General features: G+C 29.7%; 19 protein-coding genes and 2 tRNA genes. 8 read left to right on the forward strand and 13 right to left on the reverse strand.

The window, feature by feature from the left end; genetic code table 11:
* The first annotated feature begins 16 nt into the window (after positions 1-16).
* The 3 genes from pta to CLV91_RS13830 all read left to right on the forward strand — a co-directional run bounded on the left by pta (position 17) and on the right by CLV91_RS13830 (position 6,330).
* Positions 17-2,104, forward strand: a complete 2,088-nt coding sequence (gene pta, locus CLV91_RS13820) for a phosphate acetyltransferase (RefSeq protein ID WP_121068810.1) — start codon at positions 17-19, stop codon at positions 2,102-2,104.
* 14 nt (positions 2,105-2,118) lie between these two features.
* Positions 2,119-3,315 carry an acetate/propionate family kinase gene (locus CLV91_RS13825; protein WP_121068811.1) on the forward strand — a complete coding sequence of 399 codons (1,197 nt, stop codon included), beginning with the start codon at positions 2,119-2,121 and terminating at the stop codon, positions 3,313-3,315.
* A 351-nt stretch (positions 3,316-3,666) separates the two neighbouring features.
* A complete protein-coding gene (locus CLV91_RS13830) occupies positions 3,667-6,330 on the forward strand; it encodes an ATP-binding response regulator (protein ID WP_121068812.1) in 2,664 nt (887 codons plus the stop codon).
* Here the strand turns inward: CLV91_RS13830 and CLV91_RS13835 are convergent.
* Positions 6,314-6,982 carry a LytR/AlgR family response regulator transcription factor gene (locus CLV91_RS13835; RefSeq protein ID WP_121068813.1) on the reverse strand — a complete coding sequence of 223 codons (669 nt, stop codon included), beginning with the start codon at positions 6,980-6,982 and terminating at the stop codon, positions 6,314-6,316. The two genes, CLV91_RS13830 and CLV91_RS13835, sit on opposite strands and share 17 nt — an antisense overlap.
* A 120-nt stretch (positions 6,983-7,102) precedes the next feature.
* Here CLV91_RS13835 and CLV91_RS13840 point away from each other — a divergent pair, with 120 nt between their 5' ends.
* Positions 7,103-7,579 (forward strand): DoxX family protein, encoded by a 477-nt coding sequence (locus CLV91_RS13840; RefSeq protein WP_121068814.1) that lies wholly within the window; start codon positions 7,103-7,105, stop codon positions 7,577-7,579.
* Positions 7,563-9,047 (forward strand): cytochrome C, encoded by a 1,485-nt coding sequence (locus CLV91_RS13845; RefSeq protein ID WP_121068815.1) that lies wholly within the window; start codon positions 7,563-7,565, stop codon positions 9,045-9,047. Before CLV91_RS13840 ends, CLV91_RS13845 begins: the two co-directional genes overlap by 17 nt.
* 315 nt (positions 9,048-9,362) lie before the next feature.
* On the opposite strand, the gene tnpA is transcribed toward CLV91_RS13845, so the two are convergent.
* The 7 genes from tnpA to CLV91_RS13880 form a co-directional block, all read right to left on the reverse strand.
* Positions 9,363-9,794 (reverse strand): IS200/IS605 family transposase, encoded by a 432-nt coding sequence (tnpA, locus tag CLV91_RS13850; RefSeq protein WP_121068816.1) that lies wholly within the window; start codon positions 9,792-9,794, stop codon positions 9,363-9,365.
* Positions 9,795-10,001: 207 nt separating this feature from the next.
* Positions 10,002-11,336: a sulfatase-like hydrolase/transferase gene (locus CLV91_RS13855; RefSeq protein WP_121068817.1), complete on the reverse strand. Its 1,335-nt coding sequence runs from the start codon at positions 11,334-11,336 to the stop codon at positions 10,002-10,004.
* On the reverse strand, positions 11,308-12,543 hold the full coding sequence (locus CLV91_RS13860) for a cytochrome-c peroxidase (protein ID WP_121068818.1): 1,236 nt from the start codon (positions 12,541-12,543) through the stop codon (positions 11,308-11,310). The genes CLV91_RS13855 and CLV91_RS13860 overlap by 29 nt, the downstream gene beginning before the upstream one ends.
* A gap of 72 nt (positions 12,544-12,615) precedes the next feature.
* Positions 12,616-14,082: a CotH kinase family protein gene (locus CLV91_RS13865; protein ID WP_121068819.1), complete on the reverse strand. Its 1,467-nt coding sequence runs from the start codon at positions 14,080-14,082 to the stop codon at positions 12,616-12,618.
* 5 nt (positions 14,083-14,087) lie between these two features.
* On the reverse strand, positions 14,088-14,798 hold the full coding sequence (locus CLV91_RS13870) for a DUF2490 domain-containing protein (protein WP_121068820.1): 711 nt from the start codon (positions 14,796-14,798) through the stop codon (positions 14,088-14,090).
* A gap of 8 nt (positions 14,799-14,806) precedes the next feature.
* On the reverse strand, positions 14,807-15,409 hold the full coding sequence (locus CLV91_RS13875) for a DUF4956 domain-containing protein (RefSeq protein ID WP_121068821.1): 603 nt from the start codon (positions 15,407-15,409) through the stop codon (positions 14,807-14,809).
* A gap of 6 nt (positions 15,410-15,415) precedes the next feature.
* Positions 15,416-16,165, reverse strand: a complete 750-nt coding sequence (locus tag CLV91_RS13880; protein WP_121068822.1) for a polyphosphate polymerase domain-containing protein — start codon at positions 16,163-16,165, stop codon at positions 15,416-15,418.
* 359 nt (positions 16,166-16,524) lie between these two features.
* On the opposite strand from CLV91_RS13880, the gene CLV91_RS13885 reads away from it, so the two are divergent.
* From CLV91_RS13885 to CLV91_RS13895, 3 genes are all read left to right on the forward strand, one after another.
* Positions 16,525-17,571: a sensor histidine kinase gene (locus CLV91_RS13885; RefSeq protein ID WP_121068823.1), complete on the forward strand. Its 1,047-nt coding sequence runs from the start codon at positions 16,525-16,527 to the stop codon at positions 17,569-17,571.
* Positions 17,568-18,239 (forward strand): LytR/AlgR family response regulator transcription factor, encoded by a 672-nt coding sequence (locus CLV91_RS13890; RefSeq protein ID WP_121068824.1) that lies wholly within the window; start codon positions 17,568-17,570, stop codon positions 18,237-18,239. The genes CLV91_RS13885 and CLV91_RS13890 overlap by 4 nt, the downstream gene beginning before the upstream one ends.
* Before the next feature lie 322 nt (positions 18,240-18,561).
* Positions 18,562-19,104, forward strand: a complete 543-nt coding sequence (locus CLV91_RS13895; RefSeq protein WP_121068825.1) for a BfmA/BtgA family mobilization protein — start codon at positions 18,562-18,564, stop codon at positions 19,102-19,104.
* Between the two features lie 109 nt (positions 19,105-19,213).
* Here CLV91_RS13895 and CLV91_RS13900 read toward each other — a convergent pair whose 3' ends face one another.
* The 5 genes from CLV91_RS13900 to CLV91_RS13915 all read right to left on the reverse strand — a co-directional run bounded on the left by CLV91_RS13900 (position 19,214) and on the right by CLV91_RS13915 (position 23,116).
* Positions 19,214-20,092 carry a site-specific integrase gene (locus CLV91_RS13900; protein WP_317124780.1) on the reverse strand — a complete coding sequence of 293 codons (879 nt, stop codon included), beginning with the start codon at positions 20,090-20,092 and terminating at the stop codon, positions 19,214-19,216.
* Between the two features lie 23 nt (positions 20,093-20,115).
* Positions 20,116-20,478 carry an Arm DNA-binding domain-containing protein gene (locus CLV91_RS17065; protein WP_317124781.1) on the reverse strand — a complete coding sequence of 121 codons (363 nt, stop codon included), beginning with the start codon at positions 20,476-20,478 and terminating at the stop codon, positions 20,116-20,118.
* 216 nt (positions 20,479-20,694) lie between these two features.
* A tRNA-Pro gene (locus tag CLV91_RS13905) sits at positions 20,695-20,769 on the reverse strand.
* 96 nt (positions 20,770-20,865) lie between these two features.
* Positions 20,866-20,954: transfer RNA gene (locus CLV91_RS13910), tRNA-Ser, on the reverse strand.
* Between the two features lie 110 nt (positions 20,955-21,064).
* Positions 21,065-23,116, reverse strand: a complete 2,052-nt coding sequence (locus CLV91_RS13915) for an HD family phosphohydrolase (RefSeq protein WP_121068883.1) — start codon at positions 23,114-23,116, stop codon at positions 21,065-21,067.
* Positions 23,117-23,149: the final 33 nt, after the last annotated feature.

Genomic DNA, 23,149 nt, shown 5'->3' on the forward strand with positions numbered 1-23,149 from the left:
TTTATAATAATTTAAAATGGTAAAATCACTTTATGTAGCTACTTTAGAAGCCCATAGCGGTAAATCTCTAGTAGTTTTAGGACTAATGGAAATGTTACTAGGTAAAATGGGAAAGGTAGGCTACTTTAGACCTGTTATTGACCAAGTAAACTCCAATGGAGCCGATAATCATATTGAAACGGTAATTAACCATTTTAATATTGATATTCCTGTCAAAGAATCTTACGCCTTAACTCAAGATGAAGTCTTAGAACTTTATAATGAAGGAAAAAGCAGTGAAATTCTGGACAGGATTATCAATACTTATAAAACTTTAGAAAAACGTTTTGACTTTATTTTAATTGAAGGAACAGATTTTTATAGAGAAAACAATGTAATAGAATTAGACCTAAACAGGGATATAGCAAAAAACTTGGGGTCCCCTGTTATTTTAGTAGATAATGCAAAAGGTAAATCCTTAAAAGATTTTTGTAGTAGTGTCGTATCTGCGGTACGCTCTTATAAAGACAAAGGTTTAAATATTCTTGGTGTAATTGCGAATAAAACAAGGCCTGAAAATACGGAACTTGTACTAACTGAAATTTCTAGAGAATTAGACCGTGGAACCTCTATATATTCAGTTCCTAGACATCCAGAATTATCCCACCCTACCATGATGGAGATAAGAGATGCTTTAATGGCCGAAGTACTTTTTGGAGAAGATTATTTAAACAACCAAACCGGAAGTTTTGGTGTAGGTGCTATGCAATTGGCTAATTATCTAAAACATTTAAGTGCTAATGGTTTGGTTATTACTCCTGGTGATAGATCCGATATAATTTTAGGGGCTTTGCAAGCAAATTCCTCTGCAAACTATCCTTCTATTTCTGGAATTTTACTTACTGGTGGTATTAAACCTGAAGAATCTATAATGAAACTCTTAGAAGGTTCCGAGCCTAGTGTGCCAATTTTATCTGTAAAGCAAGGTACTTTTGCCACTACAAATGCAGTTGGGAATATTAAATCTAAAATTTACGCAAAAAACAAAGGAAAAATAAATACTTCTATTGCCTTGTTTAATAAGCATATAAACAGACAAGAGATACTGGAAAAACTGGAAACCTATGAACCAAAAATAGTAACTCCTAGAATGTTCCAGTATAATTTGGCTTTACGAGCACAAGCAATTAAAAAAAGAATTGTATTACCCGAAGGTGAAGATTTGAGAATACTACAAGCTGCTTCTAACTTACAAAAAACCGGAGTGGTAGATTTAATTTTATTAGGAAATAAAGAAGAGATTGAAAAAAATGCAATTCTCCATGGTCTAAATTTAAAAGGTATTGAAATAACAGACCCTTGTTCTTCTAGTAAATTTGACGATTATGTTCTTACGCTTTTTGAGCTCAGAAAACACAAAGGCATAACTATGGACGCTGCAAAAGATTTAATGCAAGATATTTCCTATTTTGGAACTATGATGGTTTACAAAGGAGATGCAGATGGCATGGTGTCCGGAGCAATACACACTACGCAACATACTATTAGACCTGCCTTGCAGTTTATAAAAACAAAAGCAAATAGCTCTATAGTTTCTTCTATCTTTTTTATGTGTCTAGAAAATAGAGTTTCTGTTTTTGGAGACTGTGCTATAAACCCAAATCCTACAGCTATAGAACTTGCAGAGATAGCAATATCCTCTGCAGATACCGCAAAAGCTTTTAATATTGATCCCAAAATTGCAATGCTTTCTTATTCTTCTGGAGCATCAGGTATTGGAGAAGATGTAGACCGTGTACGCCAGGCTACAGATTTAGTTAAGGAAAAAAGAAAAGACCTTAATGTGGAAGGTCCTATACAGTATGATGCAGCTGTTGACCCTATAGTTGGTAAAAACAAATTACCTAATTCTAAAGTAGCAGGACAAGCATCTGTATTAATTTTCCCAGATTTAAACACCGGAAATAACACGTACAAAGCGGTACAAAGAGAAACAGGGGCTTTAGCTATTGGTCCAATACTCCAAGGTTTAAATAAACCGGTTAACGATTTAAGTAGAGGCTGTACCATAGAAGATATTTTTAATACCGTTATAGTAACCGCAATACAAGCTCAGGAACAATAATTTAAATTTAATTAATGAACATATTAGTAATTAATTCAGGTAGCTCTTCCATTAAATTTCAACTTATACAAATGCCCTCTGAAAAAGTTTTGTGTAAAGGCTTATTAGAACGTATAGGTCTAGAGGACAGTATTTTTAGTTATAACAAGGGCAGTTATTCTAATAAAGAAAAAACACAAATACCTAATCATAGTGATGGACTAGATAAAATTTCTCAATTTTTATTAGATCCTTCACAGGAATTAATTTCTTCTGTTTCTGATATTAACATGGTAGGACACCGAGTAGTGCATGGTGGTAGTAAATTTAACGCACCAACAAAGGTTACGCTAGAAGTTTTAAAAGAAATAGAAGCATTGTCTTTTTTAGCGCCATTACATAATCCTGCTAATGCAGAAGGTATTAGAGTTGCTATGAATGTATTTAAAGATGCTGAACAAATTGCAGTTTTTGATACTGCTTTTTTTCAAACATTACCAGAAATAGCATATACCTACGCTATCCCTAAAGATATAGCTTTAAAGCACAAAATTAGAGCATATGGTTTTCATGGTACAAGTCATAAATATGTTTCAGAAAAAGTAAATTCAATTCTCAAAAAAAAACAAAGTAAAATAATTACAATACATCTTGGAAATGGCTGTAGTATTACTGCAATTAAAAATGGCAAAAGTATAGACCATTCTTTAGGTTTTAGCCCTACTAATGGCTTGGTAATGGGTACTCGCTGTGGAGATATAGACCAATCTATCATTTTTTATATGATGGAAAGCTTAAACATTACAGGGCAGGAAGTTAGTAATATACTACAAAAAGAAAGTGGGCTTTTGGGTCTCACGGGGCATTCTGACCTTCGTGAAATTGAAGAAAAAGCAAAAGCAGGAAACCGCGATTGTATTCTTGCACTACAACTATCTGCTTATAGAATTAAAAAATATATTGGTTCCTATATTACAGTACTGTCTGGTCTAGACGCTATAGTTTTTACTGCTGGTATTGGTGAAAACTCTAGCACCTTAAGAAAATTAATATGTGAAGGTTTAGAATGTTTTAATATTCAATTAGATACTGAAAAGAACAATCTTAAAATAGATGGTATTAGAGATATAGGCTCCTCACATAGTAGGGCTCGTATTTTAGTAGTCCCAACGAATGAAGAACTTGAAATTGCTAAACAAAGTTATTCCTTATCTAATAATATGCCAAAATAGAGCTTATTATTACTAATTTGTTACCTTGATTTTTTCACCTCGCAGTTCTTTACTATTAGTAGTACTTAAATCTAATTTTTTTTGTGTTTCAATATTTGATATTTTATTGGGAATAATGTAAGGCTGGTTCTGAAAAACTTTAGTTTTAATAGGTTTTTAAGAATAACTGATCGGTTCCAATCCTCTATTTGATACCCTGAAAAATGAAAATATTTTTTTTATAAAAAACAATACCGTTAATTTAAACCAAGATAAATTATAATTTAAAAATTGATATCTTTAAAATTACTAATCTTATAAAATACCAATCTTTTTTCTTATTAAGTTTATAACTATTCTTGTCTTAAAAATATGAATTCCATAAAGGATCCTTTTTTTTCAAAAAAGAAAATAAATTTTAGTCGCTCAATTATTGTTAAATCGGGTATCCTTTTTATTCTTATTTTAACTATTGTTCTTATTCTTTCTATTTTCCTTATTAACAAAAAAGCTACAAACACCATTAAGATTCATAGTCAAGAAAGACTAACTCATGCTTCTAATATTGTAGAAAAATCTTTTTACTTAATGTTAAAAGAGATAAAGAATGATATATCTCTTATATCTAAAAACATTAGTGTTGAGCGCACAACTAACAGTAATAACATTATTGATTATAAAAATATAACCAAATTTTGGCCCATAGTTTTAAGTGAAAAACCAAACTACTTTCAAATTCGACTTTTAAGTGTCAACGACAATGGAAAAGAATTAATAAAGTTTGAAAAACATCTGGATTCTATTCATAAAACCCCTAAAGAAAAATTACAATTTAAAGGAAGTAAAGACTACTATAAAAATGCATTAAAAGTAAAAGAACCTTTTTATTTTTCAGAAGTTAGCTTAAATGAAGACTATGGAAAAATAACAAAACCTTTAAAGCCAACTCTTAGAGCTATAAGTAAACTTTATGATCAAAACGGAAATGTTACATTTTTAATTATAATAAATGTTGACCTTTCTATATTCTATGAAGAAATTTCACAAATTAATAAACAAGAAGTTAAGACTGTAATTATAGATTCTCTAGGAGATTATAAATATAATGATGACATTAAGAACTGTTTTGGTAAGCAGAATAAAACAGGCGTTAATTTTAAAAGAAAATATAAGGGTAAACTAGAAAGTGTATTAAACCCTAAGAACAAAGACAATACTTTAGTAGATTTTGATCATCAAAAATTCATATATATATCAAAAAAAATAACCTATTCCAGTGGAATAAACAGTTTATATATAGTGTCTATTGCAAGTAAAAAAAAGATTTTTGCAAATGTAGGCTACCTTAACAAATACTCCATATACACGGTTTTTATAATTTGTATTGTAATTTTTGTAATCTTTTGTTTTTATGCCTATTATTTTGTCCTAAGAATACGTAAAATAACCTCTGCCATTAGCAGTTATAATGACAAAAATTTCTCTAATACTTACTTAAAAAAAATTATACACCGTAAAGACGAAATAGGCATACTTGCTTTGACCTATTTAAAAATGAAAAGTAATATTGACTCTAATTTAGAAACAATAAAGAGTTCTTTAAAAAGAGAAAAAGAAGCTGTAAAAGATAAAAATGAATTTTTACAAAATATGAGCCATGAGTTAAGAACACCTTTAAATGCCATATTAGGTTTAGTAAATCTCTTAAACAAAAACAAACCATCTGAAGTTCAAAAACCAATCATAAATGCTCTAGAAAGAAGTGCCAATAATTTAAATGGATTAATGCATGATATTTTAGATGAACAACGCTTAAAAGAAGGAAAAATATCTCTTACATTCCAAAAAACGAATATTGATGAATTATTACAAACTATAGTTTCTAATTACACCTTTAAAGCTATTAAAAAGGGATTAAAAGTTAATTTAATAACCGATAGTTCTTTAAAAAACAAATCCTATTTGTTGGATAGCTTAAGGTTTGAACAAATAGTAACTAATTTATTAGTAAATAGTATAAAATATACTTCTAAAGGATATGTTTCTATTTATGGTAAAGAGAAAGACAACCAATTAATAATTAAAATTGTTGATACAGGACAGGGCATTAAACCAGAAAATCTTGAAAAAATTAAAACAAGATTTTACCGTGAAAAAAACAACCATATAACTAAAGAAGAAGGGTTTGGTTTAGGGCTTTCTATTGTTAAAAAAATTATAGATTTATTTAATGGCACATTAGAAGTAAATTCAATTTTAGGGCAAGGTTCAACATTTAGTTTTAGTATTCCTATAGAAGAAGCATCTTTAACAAAAGAACCGCATCCAAATACTAATTACCTATACCCCACAATTATAAAAAATTGCTCTATACTTCATATTGAAGATGATTTGTCCTCACAAATTCTTATTAAAAACACATTAGAGTCTCTTGGAATAACTGTTAAGTCTGCCAGCACTAAACAAGAGGCTAATAATTTTTTAGCCAATCAACAATTTAGTTTAATACTAACAGATTTAATGCTGGGTTCTACAAATATTATTACCTATGTTAACAATGAACTATACAAACAAAAAACACCTGTTTTAGCTTTTTCTGCTTTTCAAAAAACAGATGTAAAACATCTTAAAACTTCATTAGTACAAAAACCAATTAAAATAGAACTTCTTATAGATAGCATAATTACTAATATGTGTAGTACTATATATGATGTTCCTCAGCTACATAATATTTATAAACAATACGATAATAATAGCCAAAAAATTAATAATTATCTACACATATTAATCCATGAATTTGAAAATTACTATGACCGTATTTTAAACGTAATTATATCTAAAGACAAGGAGGAGTGGAAAGCTATTAAGCACAAAATAATTACGCATGTAACTTCTTTGGAGCTTAAAAATATAAATTACTTACTTAAGGTAAATATTAATGAAATTACTTTAAATAACTCTATAGAACTAAAAAATAATATTCTATATATATTGTGCTATTTAAGAAATGAATTGCTTCTTAATTTAAAAGATTAAGTTTTAACATAAATGATGTCTCAAAAGTTTTACTTAGTGGTATTATACTATTCCTAATATTTATTCCGTTAGTTGTAACTTTTTCTACTTTATTCATATTCACTATGTAAGACCTATGCGTTCTTTGAAAACTAGATGTTAATTTAGGGAGAACATCTTTAACAGTCATAATGGTCATTACTTTTTTATTTGGCATCACAAATTCCAAATAATTCCCAGCAGATTTAATATAAAGTAAATCATTAATTAAAACTTTAGTGAGTCCTGTACCATCTTTTAAAAAAAAATGATCTTTGGGTCTAGCACTTTTTTTAATCTTTTCAATACTCTTACAAAATCGTAAGTACTCTATAGGTTTTAATAAAAAATCAACAATTTGGTTATAGTTATATGACTCATGACCAAAATCTTTATTAGAAGTAATCATAATTACAGAAGTATCTTCTTTAATTATAGATAAAATTTCTTTACCTGTTATGTCCGGCAAATCATAATCTAGAAGAATAAAATCAAAATTACTTTGATTAATTAAATTAATGGATTCAAAACCCGATGTCGCAATCGTAGCCTCAATACCCATATTTAATTTAGAACAAAAATGCTCTAATAAGTCACAAACTAAAGGGTCGTCATCAACAATTAAACACCTCATAAAAATTTAGTCCTTTAATTTTTATATTTCACCATTTAAAACTTCTATTTCGTCAATTTCATATAAATCGAAAAAAAGTAATTGTTATTATTGGTTTAAATCTACAATAAATTTATGATTATGACCTATTTAAAAAACAGCATTGTAGAGAAGTTAAACTTTTTTTTTGGCAAAAATCAAGTCAATATACTAACCATTTCTATAGGCATAATATACTTATGGTTTGGTCTGTTAAAATTCTTTCCTAATTGGAGCCCTGCTGAAGGTTTAGCTGCAAAAACATTATCAATTTTAGTTTTTCATGCCATAGATAATAATATTCTAATTATAGTTTTAGCTATAGTGGAAGTTTTTATTGGTATATCTCTTATAATTAGGCTTAAAACCAAACCACTAATGTATTTAGTTTTTATTCATATGTTTGGAACCTTTGCTCCATTTTTTTTAATGACAGAAATAACATTTAACAATCCACCTTTTGGCTTTAGTATAATAGGACAATATATTCTTAAAAATATTGTGATTATTAGTGGGCTAATAATTGTCTTTTCTAAAAATAACCACCAAATAAAATATCAAAATGAAAAAACAGTATAAATATGCCATAGTAATATTGGCATTAGCACTTTTAAGCTTTCAGATCGTAAATAACAAACTACATTTATTACAATCTCCTGGCGCTGTGGTACAAGATTATATAGAGCCTGACTATGAACTTGGCTCTGGTCATATAGATTCTTTAATACCGTATCCTAATGTTAAAAAAGGAGAACGAACTCCTTTTGATTTGTGGCGTTATGGCGGAAAAGGAAAAAGTTCATTTACTAAACCTGACCTACCCATGCCATGGGAAGATTGGTTAAAATTCCATGAAAAACAAAAGCCTGAGTTAATGGCTGATGTTAAAAAATATATGAATTCCCGATTTAATTTCAGTGGCGAAGCATATGAAGGAAAAATGATGTCTGGAGGAAGAAATCCAATAATGAAAGGTCCAATTACAAGACTTCCAAAAGGTATCTCTTCTTTTGAAGATTTAGATAATTATACCCCAGACCAAATTAAAAGTCTAGAACTATTCCCTTTTATGCCTTTGGCACACCCATTACACTCAACAGCGCATATGCTTTTTCCTAGTAATTGGAATAAAGCACACCCAGAACATGATAGAATTGATGTAGACCATGATTTTCCAGACGAGTACTTACCAGAATTTCCACCACCAATGTTCTTATCAAACCATAAAGAGCTGGGAGATGTATCTAAAGGAAGAGAAATTACACTAAGTAATTACTTTGAAATATTTAATGGACTCCTAACTCCTGAACAAATGGAAGGTTTAAATGAGTTATTAACACCTACACCTACCACTTGGTTTAACCATACACAACATAGGGTTACCAAAGAACCTAGCGCAGGGGTTTCTTGCTTTTCTTGTCATGTTAATGGCCATACAAATGGGGCAATTGAATTAGGACCTGATAGTAGACCAAACTTAGCACGTCTTCGTGTAGATACTCCAACTATGAGAGGTAATTTTAACGCTATGCAATTAGGGTCTAAACGTTCTATACGTAGTATGGATCATTTTGCAGAAGTAGAAGAATACTTTGATGGAGATCCAGGTATGCAGCAACATATAGGACAAAGAGGTCTGCAAAGAGCACTATCTAATAGAATGGGAGACTTTAATTCGATGCTAGACTTTCCGCCTGCCCCAAAACTTGATGCTATGGGAAATTTAATACCAAAAAAATCAACAAAGCAAGAATTATTAGGAGAAAAGCTATTTAATGGTAAAGCTAAATGTTTCACATGCCATAGTGGTCCTGCTTTTGTAGATGACTATTTACACGATTTAAAAGTTGAGCGTTTTTACAATGGAAGACCTGAAGGGCCAATAAAAACATTTCCTCTAAGGGGCATAAAAGATTCCCCTCCTTACCTACATGACGGTAGGTTACCAACATTAGATGATGCAACAGAGTTTTTCAATATAATTTTAGAATTAAAATTAACTAAAAAAGAAAAAGAAGCAATAACGGCCTATATGATGTGCCTTTAATAGATCTAAAATTGGTCTATTTCTATTATTAAATAATTAAAAAAGCCTTTAAATCAAATGATTTAAAGGCTTTTTGTCGGGGTGGCAGACTTAGTTCAAATCTCCCATACCACCTAGGTTTACTGCTATTTCGTAATTCCTATAAACACGTGTTCACCTAATTGCACACTATTCTTTAAAAGAACTTATTAAAAATATAATTTGCTCGTCTTTATAATCATAAAGATACAAATTATATAAACCTCCATTAAACTAAACCACTATGGACTGGAAGTCCATAGGTTTTTGAATCTGACTAAAGTCAGCAATACGTGATTATTCAAGTATAAAATCATCACTATCATTTTTTGATGTTCTATGTTGTTCTAAATACTCATTCACCATTTTATCAGTAATATTACCTGTGCTCCAACACCCAAATCCAATGGCCCAAAAATGCCTACCCCAATATCTTTTATTCAATTCCGGAAACTCTTCTTGCAATTTTCTTAAACTTCTCCCTTTTAGACGCTTTACTATGGTATTAATATTTTGTGATGGACGATATTCAATGTGCATATGAACATGGTCTTGTGAGACAACTCCTTTCAATATAATTATATCTTCAGCATCACAAATCTGTATCAATAATTTACGACAGCGAATCTGAATATCTCCTTTTAAAACTGAATAACGATATTTTGTGCTCCAAACTATATGAACCGTTAACCTTGATACTACATGAGCGTTTATTCTTTGATGAGACATTAACAAAAGATAAAAAATTTTAGAACCTAAAGTGAGATGCACAAAAGTGCATAGTTTTAACTAAATTTGTGACCAATAAAAAAGTGAAAGACTTGTTAAGATAACGATTTTGGGGCTTGGGCACTTTTTCATAATATAGTCTAGATTTAATTGGGCAATTTTTTTTCTTTAAGGCTTATACTCTTGACAAAACAAAGGTTTAGTTTTTTATTTCCTTATTTCTAATAGTTGCGCTTCTAATCCTAGTTTGGCATTTGTCTCATTTGTAGTTAAAACCCCATTTAATAAATTATTATTCTCGTAAGGGTCATTATCTAAAATAAAAAACTCCTTATCTCCATCAACATTTTCAAAAAGTTTATAACTTCCGTTACTTATTACCCACGCCTCTTTTCTATTATTAGATTCGGCATATTGAAAATTTCTTATAGCAGCATCTTGAGTAAATAACGGTTTAAAACTTTTACTATCGTTAATTTCACTAACAGATATTCCTGCTATTTCAGCGATTGTTGCAAACAAATCTGTGCTTGTAATTAGATTGTTTATGTCTCCTGTTCTAGAAACTCCTTTTCCAGAAATAAAAAGAGGAACATTTACTCCTCCTTGATGCAAAGAGCCTTTTGCTGTAGAACCCAGATATGGTTCTTGAGCTACCTCATTTGGTGTTCCATTATCACCAAGAAATATAATTACGGTGTTTTCACGCTCATCTGTTGGAATACTTTCTAATAATCTTCCTATTTGGAAATCTAGCGCTTCTATTGCCGCCATAAAATACGGCATAGCATCCATACCTTCTTCATAATCAGGTAAATTTCCTTGGTTATGCATTTCTACAGGTGGTGCATGAAAAGGTGTATGAGGTGCGTTATGAGCCAACCACATAAACCATGGTTTATTTTGCTTACTTATCCAATCTATGGCTACATCCGTAAATTTCTTAGTTGTATACTCATTTTCTAGATTTCCAGTACCATCTTCTGTTAATAACCAATTGTAATAGCTTTGTGCCTCACCTCTTATAAGGCCTGAAAAATAATCTATTCCATAAACCTCTGGGTTGAAAGATGAATTACTTCCTGATAAATGCCATTTACCAACTAAGGCTGTTGAATATTTATTATTAGTTTCTTCATTTATATATTTTTGCAAACTCTTTTCAGATAAATCAAGCTCATCTCCTGCCCATTTTACACCAGTATGGTAGCCATATTTCCCTGTTAGAATAGTTGCTCTGGTGGGCGAACACGTTGGGTATGCCCAAAAATTAGTGAAAGATAAACCAGAATTTCTTATAGCATCAATATTTGGTGTATTAGGTTTTATATTTCCTTCGGAAAAACCATTAATAGCATCTTTACCTATGTCGTCTGCAATAATTAATAGAATATTTGGTGTATTTTCATTAGAATCTGTATTATCTGTATCAACATCCACCTCATTAGTGACTTTATCTGTACTACAACTATAGATTGTAACTATTATGATTGCAAAAAATAATTTCTTAATATTATTTAAAAGGATTACTATATTTTTCATCTGTTAACATTTTATTATCTGTTAATGTGTGTAAAAAAGCAACTAGGGCTTCTTTTTCTTTTTCAGTAAAATTAAATCGCCCTACTTGTCCAGTTGAATTTACTAATGGCGATATTAAATTTGAATGATTTTTAATCCCAGAACTGTAATGCTCAATAACTTGCTCTAAAGTAGCAAGCCTACCATCATGCATATAAGGCGGACGAACTCCTATATTTTTTAAAGAAGGAAACTTAAATTTCCCAATATCATTTGGATTACCTGTTGATTCGTTAACACCCAAATCATTAGTAAAAGTTGCATCTAAACCGTTACTTGTGGTAAATGTATTATTTGTTGAACCTGAAAATGTTGGTACTGGCCCAATAAAGGCTTCTGTTTGATGACACCCTACACAGTTTCCACTCTCCCCATTTGTTAAAGTTCGTGGTAAATAAAAGAGACGCTTACCTTCATTTTCTTGTGAAGTAAATGCAGGAAAATCATCTAGAGGAGACTCCACCTCACTCCTTGCTTCATCGTATATAGAAGTTATACTTACCAGGCTTCTTATAAATTGAGCTAAAGCTTTAGAAATTCTGTTACTCGTAATGGTTTTGTCTCCAAAGGCATCTTCAAATAAAGGTGTATAATAAATTTGTTCATTTACAATACTAACCAATTCTTCAAGGCTTAATCCCATTTCAACATCATCTTGAAAAGGCATAAGCACTTGTTCTTCTAATGTTGCGGCACGTTCATCCCAAAAAAACTTTCCCTGAGCATAAAATCGTGCATTAACAATGCTCATAGAATGTCTTCGCGTAAGCTCACCTTCAAATCCTTCGCTAAACATGTTTGAATCAGAAAATCCATGTTCTGCTTGATGACACGAAGCGCAAGACACAGTACCATTGGCGCTTAGTTTTTCGTCATAAAAAAGTACTCGCCCTAATGTTGCTCCAGAATTTGTTATTAAATTATCACTTGGGGTATTATCATATTCACTTGGTGCTTGAAATTGAAATTGTGACGGAAATTCATCAGCAGTATAATAGCTTGGCAGCTGAATATCAGCATAATTGAAATATGATTCTGGTAGATTTGGCTCTGCAAATGGGTCTATAGGTTCCAATAAATCTATAGATTCATAATTATCTTCTCCTTTTGAACAACCTAGAATACATATTAATGTGAAAACATTTATTCCTAAAAATATTTTTTTCATATTGTTTTCCTTTAAGACAATGAACTTTTGAAATAGTTTAATAAAAAAGTTTATTATATAACCAATTAAACGTTAATCACCCAAATAATCATTTACATCAGTAACTCTTTCTGACACATGTGTGTTTAGTTTGTTCACCTCTGAATAAAAAGCGGAACTACTGGATAAAACAGTATACCCATCTAATTCTGAAGTTGCATAAGACTCTATTAATGTCGAATATGTAGCATATTGAGATTGGATATTATTTACACTAAAAGCATCATCTACTAGTTCTTGTAAATAAACCTCATATTTAGCTTTATAAACCTCATCTTCATATAAATACCCAATTAATGGCCAACTACTACTACTTAACCCCAAAAAATCTAGTGGTAAAGAACCTCCTAATCTTCCTTCTTGTAATGATTCGTTATTATCCCAAGGAATCCACGTTAATTTATTGGTGTTTGGGTTGTTATACAAATAATAATTGTGCTTTGTTTTTCCATAAGTATCCCAGTTTTGAATCACTGTATTTGCGGCCAAATACTTTAGGAAAACATCGGTATCAAAAATAGCCTCAAGATTGGCTCTCCAAGTTGTCGGGTCAGTAGTTCTAGAGTTATCATTTATAACAGACAATAAGTTAGAAACATCGGAATAATTTCCTTCGTCTTCATTGGTTTTCTTTTCGTATTCTTCTTCATTAAAAGTACCTTGCTCAAAACTTGCAGCGTCTCCCTCGGGTTTGTATAAATTTCCTTCGTCACTTGAGAAATACGTCTCTAAAACAGTGTCTTCTATATCTTCAACCATGGTATACAATCCAAAATATATTGGGCCGTCTCCATAATCTACATATACAGTGTAAAATGCTGTAAGAGGGGAAGCTAACCCAAAATTATTAAATACATCTGCAGCTACTTTTTCTCTTAACATCGAATCGTCAAAGTAATTATTTTTTAGATGTAATTTTTTTAATCCATAAAAGCGTTGGTCGTCAATTTGTGGATACGAGTCTTCAAATTCATCAAAATCCAGCTTAAAAGACAGTTTTAAACTACCGCTTCCCCATGTGTTTTTTAAGCTTGAATTTCCTTTAAATCGAACACCAACTCTGTACCATTCTATATCATTATAAAACACTTCAGCCGGCACAAAAAGAGGGTCTTCATCAGGACCAAATAAATTACCCATTCCTCCACCTGGACCGCCTCCAGTTGAGCCTGAATCACTTCCAAAAGCTCCAAATAACTCTGTCATATTATCCATCATAGCCTCCCAGCGCTCTTCTGCAATTACAATATCAATTCGTTTTACCGTATTGTCTTGAAATACTTCATCGAAATTTGGATTAACATCTTTACTGTGTGTTTCTGTTGTCCAGTCTGTGGCTTCAAAATCTGTGTCATCAATAATAGTAACAATTTCTTCTTCTTCTTCAGAAATTTCATTAACAGCAACCTTATCACTACTGCATGAATAATTGATTAGTAATAATGTACTACAAAATAGTACTACAAAAAATAATCTTAAGTTTTTTTTATTGTTTTCCATTTCTTTTAATTTTTAATTGTGTAAGTATATTTTAATCCAATAATATTGGTGGTTTTTGGAACCTCTTGGTTTAATTCTTTTTCAAGCCTGTAGAATAGACCGATAGTTCCAATTTTTTTCATTTTGTATTCTGTTCCAAAAGTTAATCGGTATTTACTAAACCTACTGTCTTCATCCTTTTCAAAACGATTAAAAATTTCGGCTGAAACCTTTGGGTCTAGTTTCCAATTACCAATGTTATACTCTAATGATGTTTTAAATCGAATATTTTGCTTAGCATAATCTCCTTCTGAAGAGCTTATACCTAATTCATTTTTATTTTGATAACGGAATCTATATTTAAGTGAAAAATCATCTATTTTATGCTTATAAGAAGCGTCAATATTAAACCTAAAATGATTTTCATAACCTTGTAAATTTCCAACATTATCATTTTCTCTTATGTATCGAAATCCTGCTCCAAGCTTAAATCCTTTAAAAACGGTATATGCTGTGGCGAACTCTGAAAAGTATTCACTAACTTCAGATATATCTTCTTTTAAGCGCAGTTGTCCCTCTAGGTTAAAGGCCCATTTCTTATTTAGTTTATATTTTAAGTTTATAGCTGTCCAGCTTTCTAAGTCTTTGTTATCTTCATCTTGAGAAAAACACATAAACGATAACATCATAAGGGGTATAAGCATTAATAATGCTCTACTATTTTTTAAATAATACATAAATACAGTTAATTTGATTTGAAATAAAATATGGTAACTTTGGCGGTATCTTTTAAAAAGTCTACATCTCCAATAGTGATTTTGTTGATATTTAAACCTGTTCTATTTTCTAGGTCACTTTTTAATGTTTTATAATTTTCGGGTTTTATATTTTCAATGTTTTCGTAAATAATTGATTTTGATTCTTCTTGCTTTAAGGCCCAATATTTTTCAATAATTACCAACACGATTATTACCAGTGCATTGGCAGCCAAAATTTCGGAATAACTCATTTTTTTATTAGCCAGAGAATTGATAACAGATACACCAATGACAACAAATAGATATGTCATTTCCTTAATATCAACCGGGTCTGTTCTATATCTTATAATTCCAAAAATGGCAAATAATCCTAATGCCATACCAACATCCAATTCATATTTTTTAAGTGTAAAACACAAAAAGAATACAATGGCGCTTATAAGGTAATATGTAAAAACATAATCTTTGCGTTTGGCTATAGGGTAATATATAAATCTAATAATGACCGTTAAAAAGGTAAAGTTGATGATGAATCTAAACATCATCTTAAAAAAGTCATCATCGAATAGGGGTATATCTAAAAATTCCATAAGTTATTAAGCTATTAATTTGTTTATTTTTATTAATTTTTGTTTAAATCTATTGTATTTCAAATCATCGTAAATGCTTATCATACCAATACAATATTTACTAAGTTTATAGGGGTTTATATGTTTTAATTTTAATTGCTGTACTACTGGAGAATTTCTGTTAAACCGCTCTTGTTTTAACTCAATAATCACCAAATTATGATAGTTTTTTAAAGAGTCTTTAATTTTAAAAGATAAATTTAAATCTATTGTTAAACGCTCTTTCATGGTTTTGTTAACCAAGGTAATTCGGTTAAATGCATTCCAAATAATAGGCTCTAAATCCAACTTACTCTGCATAGTATTTTGAATAAATTCTAAAGAATTATTGGATAGTTCTGTTTCAAAATCATCAATGGTTATTCTTGTCTTTTTGGTTTTACCCTTTCCATCTTTTTGCTTTATTTCTAAAAAGCATAGGTTAGATTCTACATACTTTCTCATTCTAACTTTAGCTCTATTAACTTTTTTATTATGATGGTCATTATAAAATTTTTTGGAAGGCGTATCAAAATACAAGGATGAATATGTTAAAACCCTATTCTCATTAATTTCAAGTATTTTATATTGATTTTGAATATTTTCTAAAAGAAGAGTTAAATCTTTCTCATGAATAACAAATTTGGTATCTGTTCTTTTCATTAAAGACACTGCATCCATTTCATCTAAAGAAATAGGCTCAATCTTATTTATTATATGTTCTAATGTCTTTTTCATAAACTTTAATAACAAAAATCGTTTTCTATCAACTCCAGAAATAACTACTACACTATTTAGTAATGTCCTTATATTTGTTAAATTATAACCTATCAGTAGGGAATTAGACGCTTTTTTGTGTCTCTACGTATTAGCGCTTTAACTTTAGGTATTTATCTAAAATCAGTTTCACTATAGAAATTTTATTTTTTTATATTCTGACTACAAAAGGTTTAAATAGTTTATTAAGAAATTATTATTTTCAGTGAATGGAACTATCTTTTCAATGAATACAAGTTTATAATCTGTGTATTATTATCTTTTATAGTCGTAAAAGAACCCTTAAGAATTGGGGGGTTATTTTTCCTTTACTTTGTATTATGAATAAACTTAAAAGATTTAGCTTTCAAGCCCTTTTATGGTTGCTAATTGGTGTTATAATTTGGATTAGCCAAAGAGCAAATTTATATGTACTTAAAAAAAATTTGTTGATTTTATTATTTCAAATTATTCTTATTGGCAGCTTTATATATTTTGCGGCACCACAACTTTTAGTTAAAAAAAAATATTTACAATTATTTATCTGTTCCATTGTTGTTTTACCAATTTTTGCATGGATACTATCAGTTATTTCACCAATACTAATAGGAAGCCCTTTTAGTGGTAATCCATCTAATTTTCCTCCCGATTTTCCTTTACCACCAAGATTGAGAATAAAAAAACCACCATCACTTTTTATACTTCATTTTTTAATGCTATCTATAGCCTATGCATTCGTTATTCTTACTGAAGTATTTATTAATTTAAAAGAAAAGGAAAAGGAAACTATAAACGCTAAAAACATTAATCTACAAAACGAAATCAAACTACTAAAATCTCAAATAAATCCTCACTTTTTATTTAATGCATTAAACAATATTTATGCTTTATCTGTTATAGATTCCAGTAAAACACAACAAAGTATAACCTACCTTTCTGATATGCTTAGATACGTATTATATGATTGTGAAAAAGAACTAGTACCAATAAAAAAAGAAATAACATATATTAAAAACTACCTAAAACTATTTGCTTTAAAAAACAGCAAAGTATACCCTATAACTACCAATTTTAAAATTGAAAATGAAAATATTTCCATAGCTCCAATGCTATTAATTCCATTTATAGAAAATGCGCTAAAACACAGCAATATTGAAAAAATAAACAATGTCTTTGTTAATATTAATATTGAAGCAAAAGATAACGTCGTTAATTTTGAAATAGAAAATAGTTTACCAAAAAATAATACAATTAAAGATGAGGTAGGCGGTATTGGACTTAAAAACGTAAAAAAAAGATTATCTATATTATACCCAAATAAACATGAATTATATATTACAAAAAGTGAATCAACCTTTAAAGTTCAACTAAATATCACATCACAATGAAAACCATAAAAACTATAATTATTGATGATGAAGAATTAGCAAGAACTTTAATTAAAACTTATATAGATAAAGTTGATTTTTTAGAAAATATTAGTTCTTTTGAAACCCCAATAGAAGCTCTATCTACTTTAAAAGAAAAACAGATTGACCTTATTTTTTTAGACATTCAAATGCCTAAATTAAAGGGAACTGATTTTGCTAAACTAATAACCTCAAAAACCAAAGTAGTTTTTACCACAGCATATTCAGAATATGCTTTAGAAGGCTTTAATTTAAATGCCTTAGATTACTTACTAAAACCAATCACCTTTGAGCGTTTTTTACAAGCTGTAAATAAAATTAAGCCTGAAACAGTTATTCAAGACACTATCACTATTAAATCTGGTTACGATTTACATAAACTTAAATACAGTGATATTCTATTTATTGAAAGTGATAATGAATATGTTGTATTTAATACTCCTGAAAGAAAAATAATGAGTCATGGAACACTTAAATCTTTACAAGAAAGTCTACCACGAAACTTGTTTATGCGTGTTCATCGTTCCTATATAGTTAACAAAGAAAAAGTATCTGCACTAAAAGGAAAAAACCTTTTTATTCATGAAAAAAAAATACCTGTAAGCGATAGTTATTTTGACAAAGTAAAAACCGAATTGTTCAAATAAAGTAGAAGCTTATAAACTTTAAGAATAACATAATTCGCCCATATCAGTTTGGTCACAGTTTATTATTATGGGGAGTATTCCCCGATAGAAAGTTAACAATTAAAGAAACTCACTAACATATAAATAATCCCTAAATAAAGTGTGTTTGTAAAACTAAGGGGAAAAAGCAAGAGGGTAACACGCTGCGCGATGTTACTGATTCATAATTTATTGATTTTCAATAAATTAACTCCGTAATACTTATTGTCAATTTCTATTTTTTGCGTAAATTCCATTTTTACACCAGTAAAACCAGCATTTCATTGTAACAATCTCATAAAATATGGATGATTTTAATACCATTCGGTTAAAGAAGAAAACTATTGACAAATTTAAGAAATATTCAAAAAAGATTAGCCCCAGCTATTCTGAAACTTTGGATTTTATGATTGCTTTTTTTCAAGACAATAACCTGTCTCCTTATGATACTTTAGGAATGAATAGGACTTCTCTTCAAAATGTTTTAAACAAACGTATTGATGCTGTTATCTCAATTTTAAGAAACGTTGAAGAATCTCAACTAAAGCCCACCAAGAAAATGTTGGAATCTTTATTTGAAGGAATTGAAGAAAAACAACCAAAGTTCATTGAGAAAATAGAATTCAAAGAACCAATTATAACAACCGAAAATGAGGAATTGATATATTATAGAAAGGCATATTTTAAAAAGCAGTCAGAACTAAACAATTTCAAATTTAGGATCAAAGAGACCTTTAATAGGTTTAAATTAGTTAAACATACTTTTAGTTCTGATGAATATATCTTAAAATTAAATGTAGACGAATATAAAGCCCTTAAAATTAATTTATTTGATGATTTAAATTAATCTGCTCTTTGCAATTAAGTATAATGTTATTAATATTCTTTAGTAAATTCCCTTTCAATACACTCCCGTTACTTTGTGAGGAGCGCATTGAAAGGAAATTCATTTCAGCTTAAAAAAATGTTGGTTGGCTTTCTGCTTTTATTTGTTGCTTTTTCGTTTTAAATCTTATAAGCAGGTTACCTATATCCTCACTAATCTTAGTTTCAACCACTCTTGCATAAATCTGTGTTGTCGACAATTTTGTATGACCTAATAGCTTTGACACCGTTTCTATAGGAACACCATTGGATAGCATAATCGTAGTGGCAAACGTATGTCTTGCAACATTAAAAGTGACATTTTTATATATACCACAATCTTTTATTATTTCCTTTAAATAACTATTTGCTTTTTGGTTTGAACATAATGGCAATACTTTTTCATTATTTAACCTTTCAGAAGTAATTTTATATTTATCAATGATTTCTAATGCTCTGGGCAGAATGGGTATCTTAACCGTTTCATTGGTTTTTTCTCGTTTGGTATATATCCAATAATTACCATCTATACCTCTAGTTATTTGATTTAAACTAAGTTGCTTCACATCAACATAAGACAATCCAGTATAACATGAAAATATAAAACAATCTTTTACACGTTCTAACCTACCATTATTGTAATGTGTATTTTCAATGAGTTCCAATTCTCGTTCCGTTAGATATTGTCTATCATATTTATCAAACCTTAACTGAAACTGATTAAAGGGGTTTTTGGTAATCCATTCTAATTTTATGGCGAGGTTTAGCATCTTTTTTAATCGCTCTAAATGTTTCATCACACCATTATTGGATAACATTAATTGTTTTTTCTTGTTCTTATAAGTTCTAAGAAACTGCTCAAAATCGCAGATGAACCTATAATTCAATTGTTTTAAGTAGATGTCGCTTAACTTTAATTTTTGATTTAAAAATCTATTGACATATTTTTCAGTAGTGTAATAGTTCTTCATAGTACCTAATTTCAAAACACTAATCATGTTTGAATGTGATATGCAATAAGTTCAGTAAGTGTTTTATGAGTATTATCTTCTCCTAAATAACGAGATTTTATAGCCTTGGATGAAACAATTTTTCCTTCTTCTAATAATTGTTTTTGGCAATCTTGTAATTGACTATAGCATTGGTCCAAGTAGCTGTTTAAAATTCTTACTTTATAAGAGTTACCGCGTCCTCTATTTTTTGATGAATCCCATTCATTAATTAAAATAGTTCTTTTAAGGCTGATTTCTGATCGTTTTCTGTTGACCGTAATACGAACATAAATGGATAATTTGTTCGCTACGCTACGAGATTTTCTAGTAAATAAAATGATTGAAAATGTTGAATTTGTCTGCATTTTTAATGGCTTTAGTTAAACAATGATATTGTAAAGACAAAAGTCAAATTGCTCTTAAAAGCTCTTTAAAATTACGATAATTCTGTGAAGAAAGTGTACACCTAATTGCACACCTTTTATTTGATATTATATGATATCAAACAACATCATATAAAACAAAAAACACTGATAATTATACAATTAACAGTGTTTTAGTTTTTCCTATTTCTAGGTTTGTCGGGGTGGCAGGATTCGAACCTGCGACCTCCGCGTCCCAAACGCGGCGCGATAACCGGGCTACGCTACACCCCGATAATGAGTGTATTTCTACTTTTGTAGAGAACAAAGAAACAACCGGTAATAAGCTTCCTTGTTTATATGATATCTGCCATCTCACACAGACTCTTGCGGAGAGACAGGGATTCGAACCCTGGGTACCTATTTCTAAGTACGACGATTTAGCAAACCGTTCCTTTCGGCCACTCAGGCACCTCTCCAAATCTTTTCTTAAGAACGTGCGTATCAAAACGCGGATGCAAATGTATATTTTCATATACTATAATGCAACATTTTTTTTACTTTTTTTTAACCCAAAATCATAACTATCTCATTCTGGATACTCTACCCTTAAATGATATATGTTTCTAAGCTTCTGTTTCATTACTTTTTTTATAATTTCTATCTCTTTAAATGTAATATTTGCGTTTAAAAATTGGTTTGCACTAACTTGTCCGGCAATTATTTTATCTACAAACTCATCTATTATACCATATGTTGGATTTTTTAAACTCTTTGATGCTGCTTCTACAGAATCTGCCATCATTAAAATTGCTGTCTCTTTAGAAAAAGGTAATGGTCCAGGGTACCTAAAATCTTTTTCATCTGCTTCTCCATGTAAATCAATATGTTTTTTATAAAAATAATATACCAAAGTTACTCCATGGTGCGAACGTATAAAATCTATGACCCTATCTGGAAGTTTATTCTTCCTGGCAATTTCAATACCATTAATTACGTGATCTATAATTATTTTTGCACTTTCCTTAGGTTCTAACTCATCATGAGGGTTAGCATTTGTAACTTGGTTTTCGGTAAAAAATGTAGGATTTGCCATTTTTCCTATATCATGATATAAAGCCCCTACCCTAACCAACATTGCATTAGCACCTATTTCGTTGGCTGCTGCTTCTGCTAAATTAGAAACCTGTAAAGAATGATGAAAAGTTCCTGGTGCTTTATTAGAAAGCTCCTTTAATAGCTTAGAGTTAGTGTCTGATAACTCTAACAAAGAAACATCAGATACTAACCCAAATACTTTTTCGTATATATAAATTAGCGGTTGCACAAAAACCGTAGTAATCATCCCGTTTAACAAAAACAAGCTAAGTGTTATCCAATCTAAATTATTTAAATTACCTTCATGTATTACATGAAAAGCCAAATATCCAAGTATATATATTAAGGTAATTTGCCCAATAGATATAAATAAATTTGCTCTCTTATAAAGTTCAGAAATTGTAAGTACTGTTACTACTCCTGCTATAATTTGCAAAAAAAGATACTCAAAACTATTTGGAACAATAAACCCTAAAAGTAAAACGGTTAATACATGTACAATTAATGCTAATCTAGAATCAAAAAAGGTTTTTAATATTAATGGCAAAATACATAGAGGTACTACAAACACGTAGGCTTCTTTATATTTAAGCATTAACGTGGTTACCAATATAAATAGGAGTATATTAAAAAATATAAAAGTTACTTTGGTATTGTTTTCAAAAATTACTTTCCTATACTTTCTAATGAAAAGCAATAACATCATTAATACAAGCGCAACCAAAACAATATATCCGCCAATAATAAAATAATAATTTGTATCAGACCATAATTCAGATTCGTACTCTCCTTTTAAGGAGTCCAAAATTTTAATATTATCTGCTCTAACTACTTCTCCTTTAGCTATAATAATATCTCCTTCCTCAATTGCACCTCTTGTATAAGATATTTTAGAAAATGCATCTTCTAATGCTTTTTTAGACAATTTTTTATCAAAAGAAATATTGGGTTTTAATATTTTATTAAAAAATGCTTGATACGTTTTTTCAAAATTTAAAAGCCCTTTTTGAGAAAGAATCTCATTTATATAATTTTCTTTATGCAATAAACTTGGTAAGTCATCCTTATCTAATTGCTGAGCCGAATTATTTTTTATCAAATAAATTAACTCTTCATTTTCTTTTATATCTTTTCCAGAGCTTACCCCCTTTTTATATAATTTTTTTAAAATTTCCCTACCAACTTCATCTAAAGTTTTCAGTTGTTCTTTTGTGTATATTTCTTTATCAAAAAAGACAAAAAAGTTAGACACAAAAGCTTGAGATACTTCTTTTTCTATATTCCTATTAACCCTGTAATAAGGAATTTGATTTTCTTGAATAGTCTTCTTTTCTTTAGAAATTTCTTCCTCTGTTTTATTCACAGAAAAATCAAAAGGCGCATAGAGATTTTCAAACTGCCAAGGCTTTCCTTTTTGGTATTCATATTTAAATTTTCCTCCTTTAGGAAAAAAGAAAACTATAAAACAAATAGATACTATATATAAACCGTATTTATAAATATGGGACTGATTCTTGTAAATATTGTCCAAAGATTTTTGCATATATAGATGTATCTGAATACCAAAAATAGAAAA

It is taken from the genome of Maribacter vaceletii (assembly GCF_003634105.1).
Lineage (GTDB): Bacteria > Bacteroidota > Bacteroidia > Flavobacteriales > Flavobacteriaceae > Maribacter_B > Maribacter_B vaceletii.

What these genes read in the sequence shown, in the direction of transcription:
- CLV91_RS13870 (WP_121068820.1), bottom strand. Translation starts at nt 14,798, where the DNA reads ATGTATTATTTAAAAAATAGTAGAGCATTATTAATGCTTATACCCCTT.
- CLV91_RS13900 (WP_317124780.1), bottom strand. Translation starts at nt 20,092, where the DNA reads ATGAAGAACTATTACACTACTGAAAAATATGTCAATAGATTTTTAAAT.
- pta (WP_121068810.1), top strand. Translation starts at nt 17, where the DNA reads ATGGTAAAATCACTTTATGTAGCTACTTTAGAAGCCCATAGCGGTAAA.
- CLV91_RS13825 (WP_121068811.1), top strand. Translation starts at nt 2,119, where the DNA reads ATGAACATATTAGTAATTAATTCAGGTAGCTCTTCCATTAAATTTCAA.
- CLV91_RS13880 (WP_121068822.1), bottom strand. Translation starts at nt 16,165, where the DNA reads ATGAAAAAGACATTAGAACATATAATAAATAAGATTGAGCCTATTTCT.
- CLV91_RS13915 (WP_121068883.1), bottom strand. Translation starts at nt 23,116, where the DNA reads ATGCAAAAATCTTTGGACAATATTTACAAGAATCAGTCCCATATTTAT.
- CLV91_RS13855 (WP_121068817.1), bottom strand. Translation starts at nt 11,336, where the DNA reads ATGAAAAATATAGTAATCCTTTTAAATAATATTAAGAAATTATTTTTT.
- CLV91_RS13860 (WP_121068818.1), bottom strand. Translation starts at nt 12,543, where the DNA reads ATGAAAAAAATATTTTTAGGAATAAATGTTTTCACATTAATATGTATT.
- CLV91_RS13895 (WP_121068825.1), top strand. Translation starts at nt 18,562, where the DNA reads ATGGATGATTTTAATACCATTCGGTTAAAGAAGAAAACTATTGACAAA.
- CLV91_RS13885 (WP_121068823.1), top strand. Translation starts at nt 16,525, where the DNA reads ATGAATAAACTTAAAAGATTTAGCTTTCAAGCCCTTTTATGGTTGCTA.
- CLV91_RS13840 (WP_121068814.1), top strand. Translation starts at nt 7,103, where the DNA reads ATGACCTATTTAAAAAACAGCATTGTAGAGAAGTTAAACTTTTTTTTT.
- CLV91_RS13835 (WP_121068813.1), bottom strand. Translation starts at nt 6,982, where the DNA reads ATGAGGTGTTTAATTGTTGATGACGACCCTTTAGTTTGTGACTTATTA.
- CLV91_RS13830 (WP_121068812.1), top strand. Translation starts at nt 3,667, where the DNA reads ATGAATTCCATAAAGGATCCTTTTTTTTCAAAAAAGAAAATAAATTTT.
- CLV91_RS13875 (WP_121068821.1), bottom strand. Translation starts at nt 15,409, where the DNA reads ATGGAATTTTTAGATATACCCCTATTCGATGATGACTTTTTTAAGATG.
- CLV91_RS17065 (WP_317124781.1), bottom strand. Translation starts at nt 20,478, where the DNA reads ATGCAGACAAATTCAACATTTTCAATCATTTTATTTACTAGAAAATCT.
- tnpA (WP_121068816.1), bottom strand. Translation starts at nt 9,794, where the DNA reads ATGTCTCATCAAAGAATAAACGCTCATGTAGTATCAAGGTTAACGGTT.
- CLV91_RS13865 (WP_121068819.1), bottom strand. Translation starts at nt 14,082, where the DNA reads ATGGAAAACAATAAAAAAAACTTAAGATTATTTTTTGTAGTACTATTT.
- CLV91_RS13890 (WP_121068824.1), top strand. Translation starts at nt 17,568, where the DNA reads ATGAAAACCATAAAAACTATAATTATTGATGATGAAGAATTAGCAAGA.
- CLV91_RS13845 (WP_121068815.1), top strand. Translation starts at nt 7,563, where the DNA reads ATGAAAAAACAGTATAAATATGCCATAGTAATATTGGCATTAGCACTT.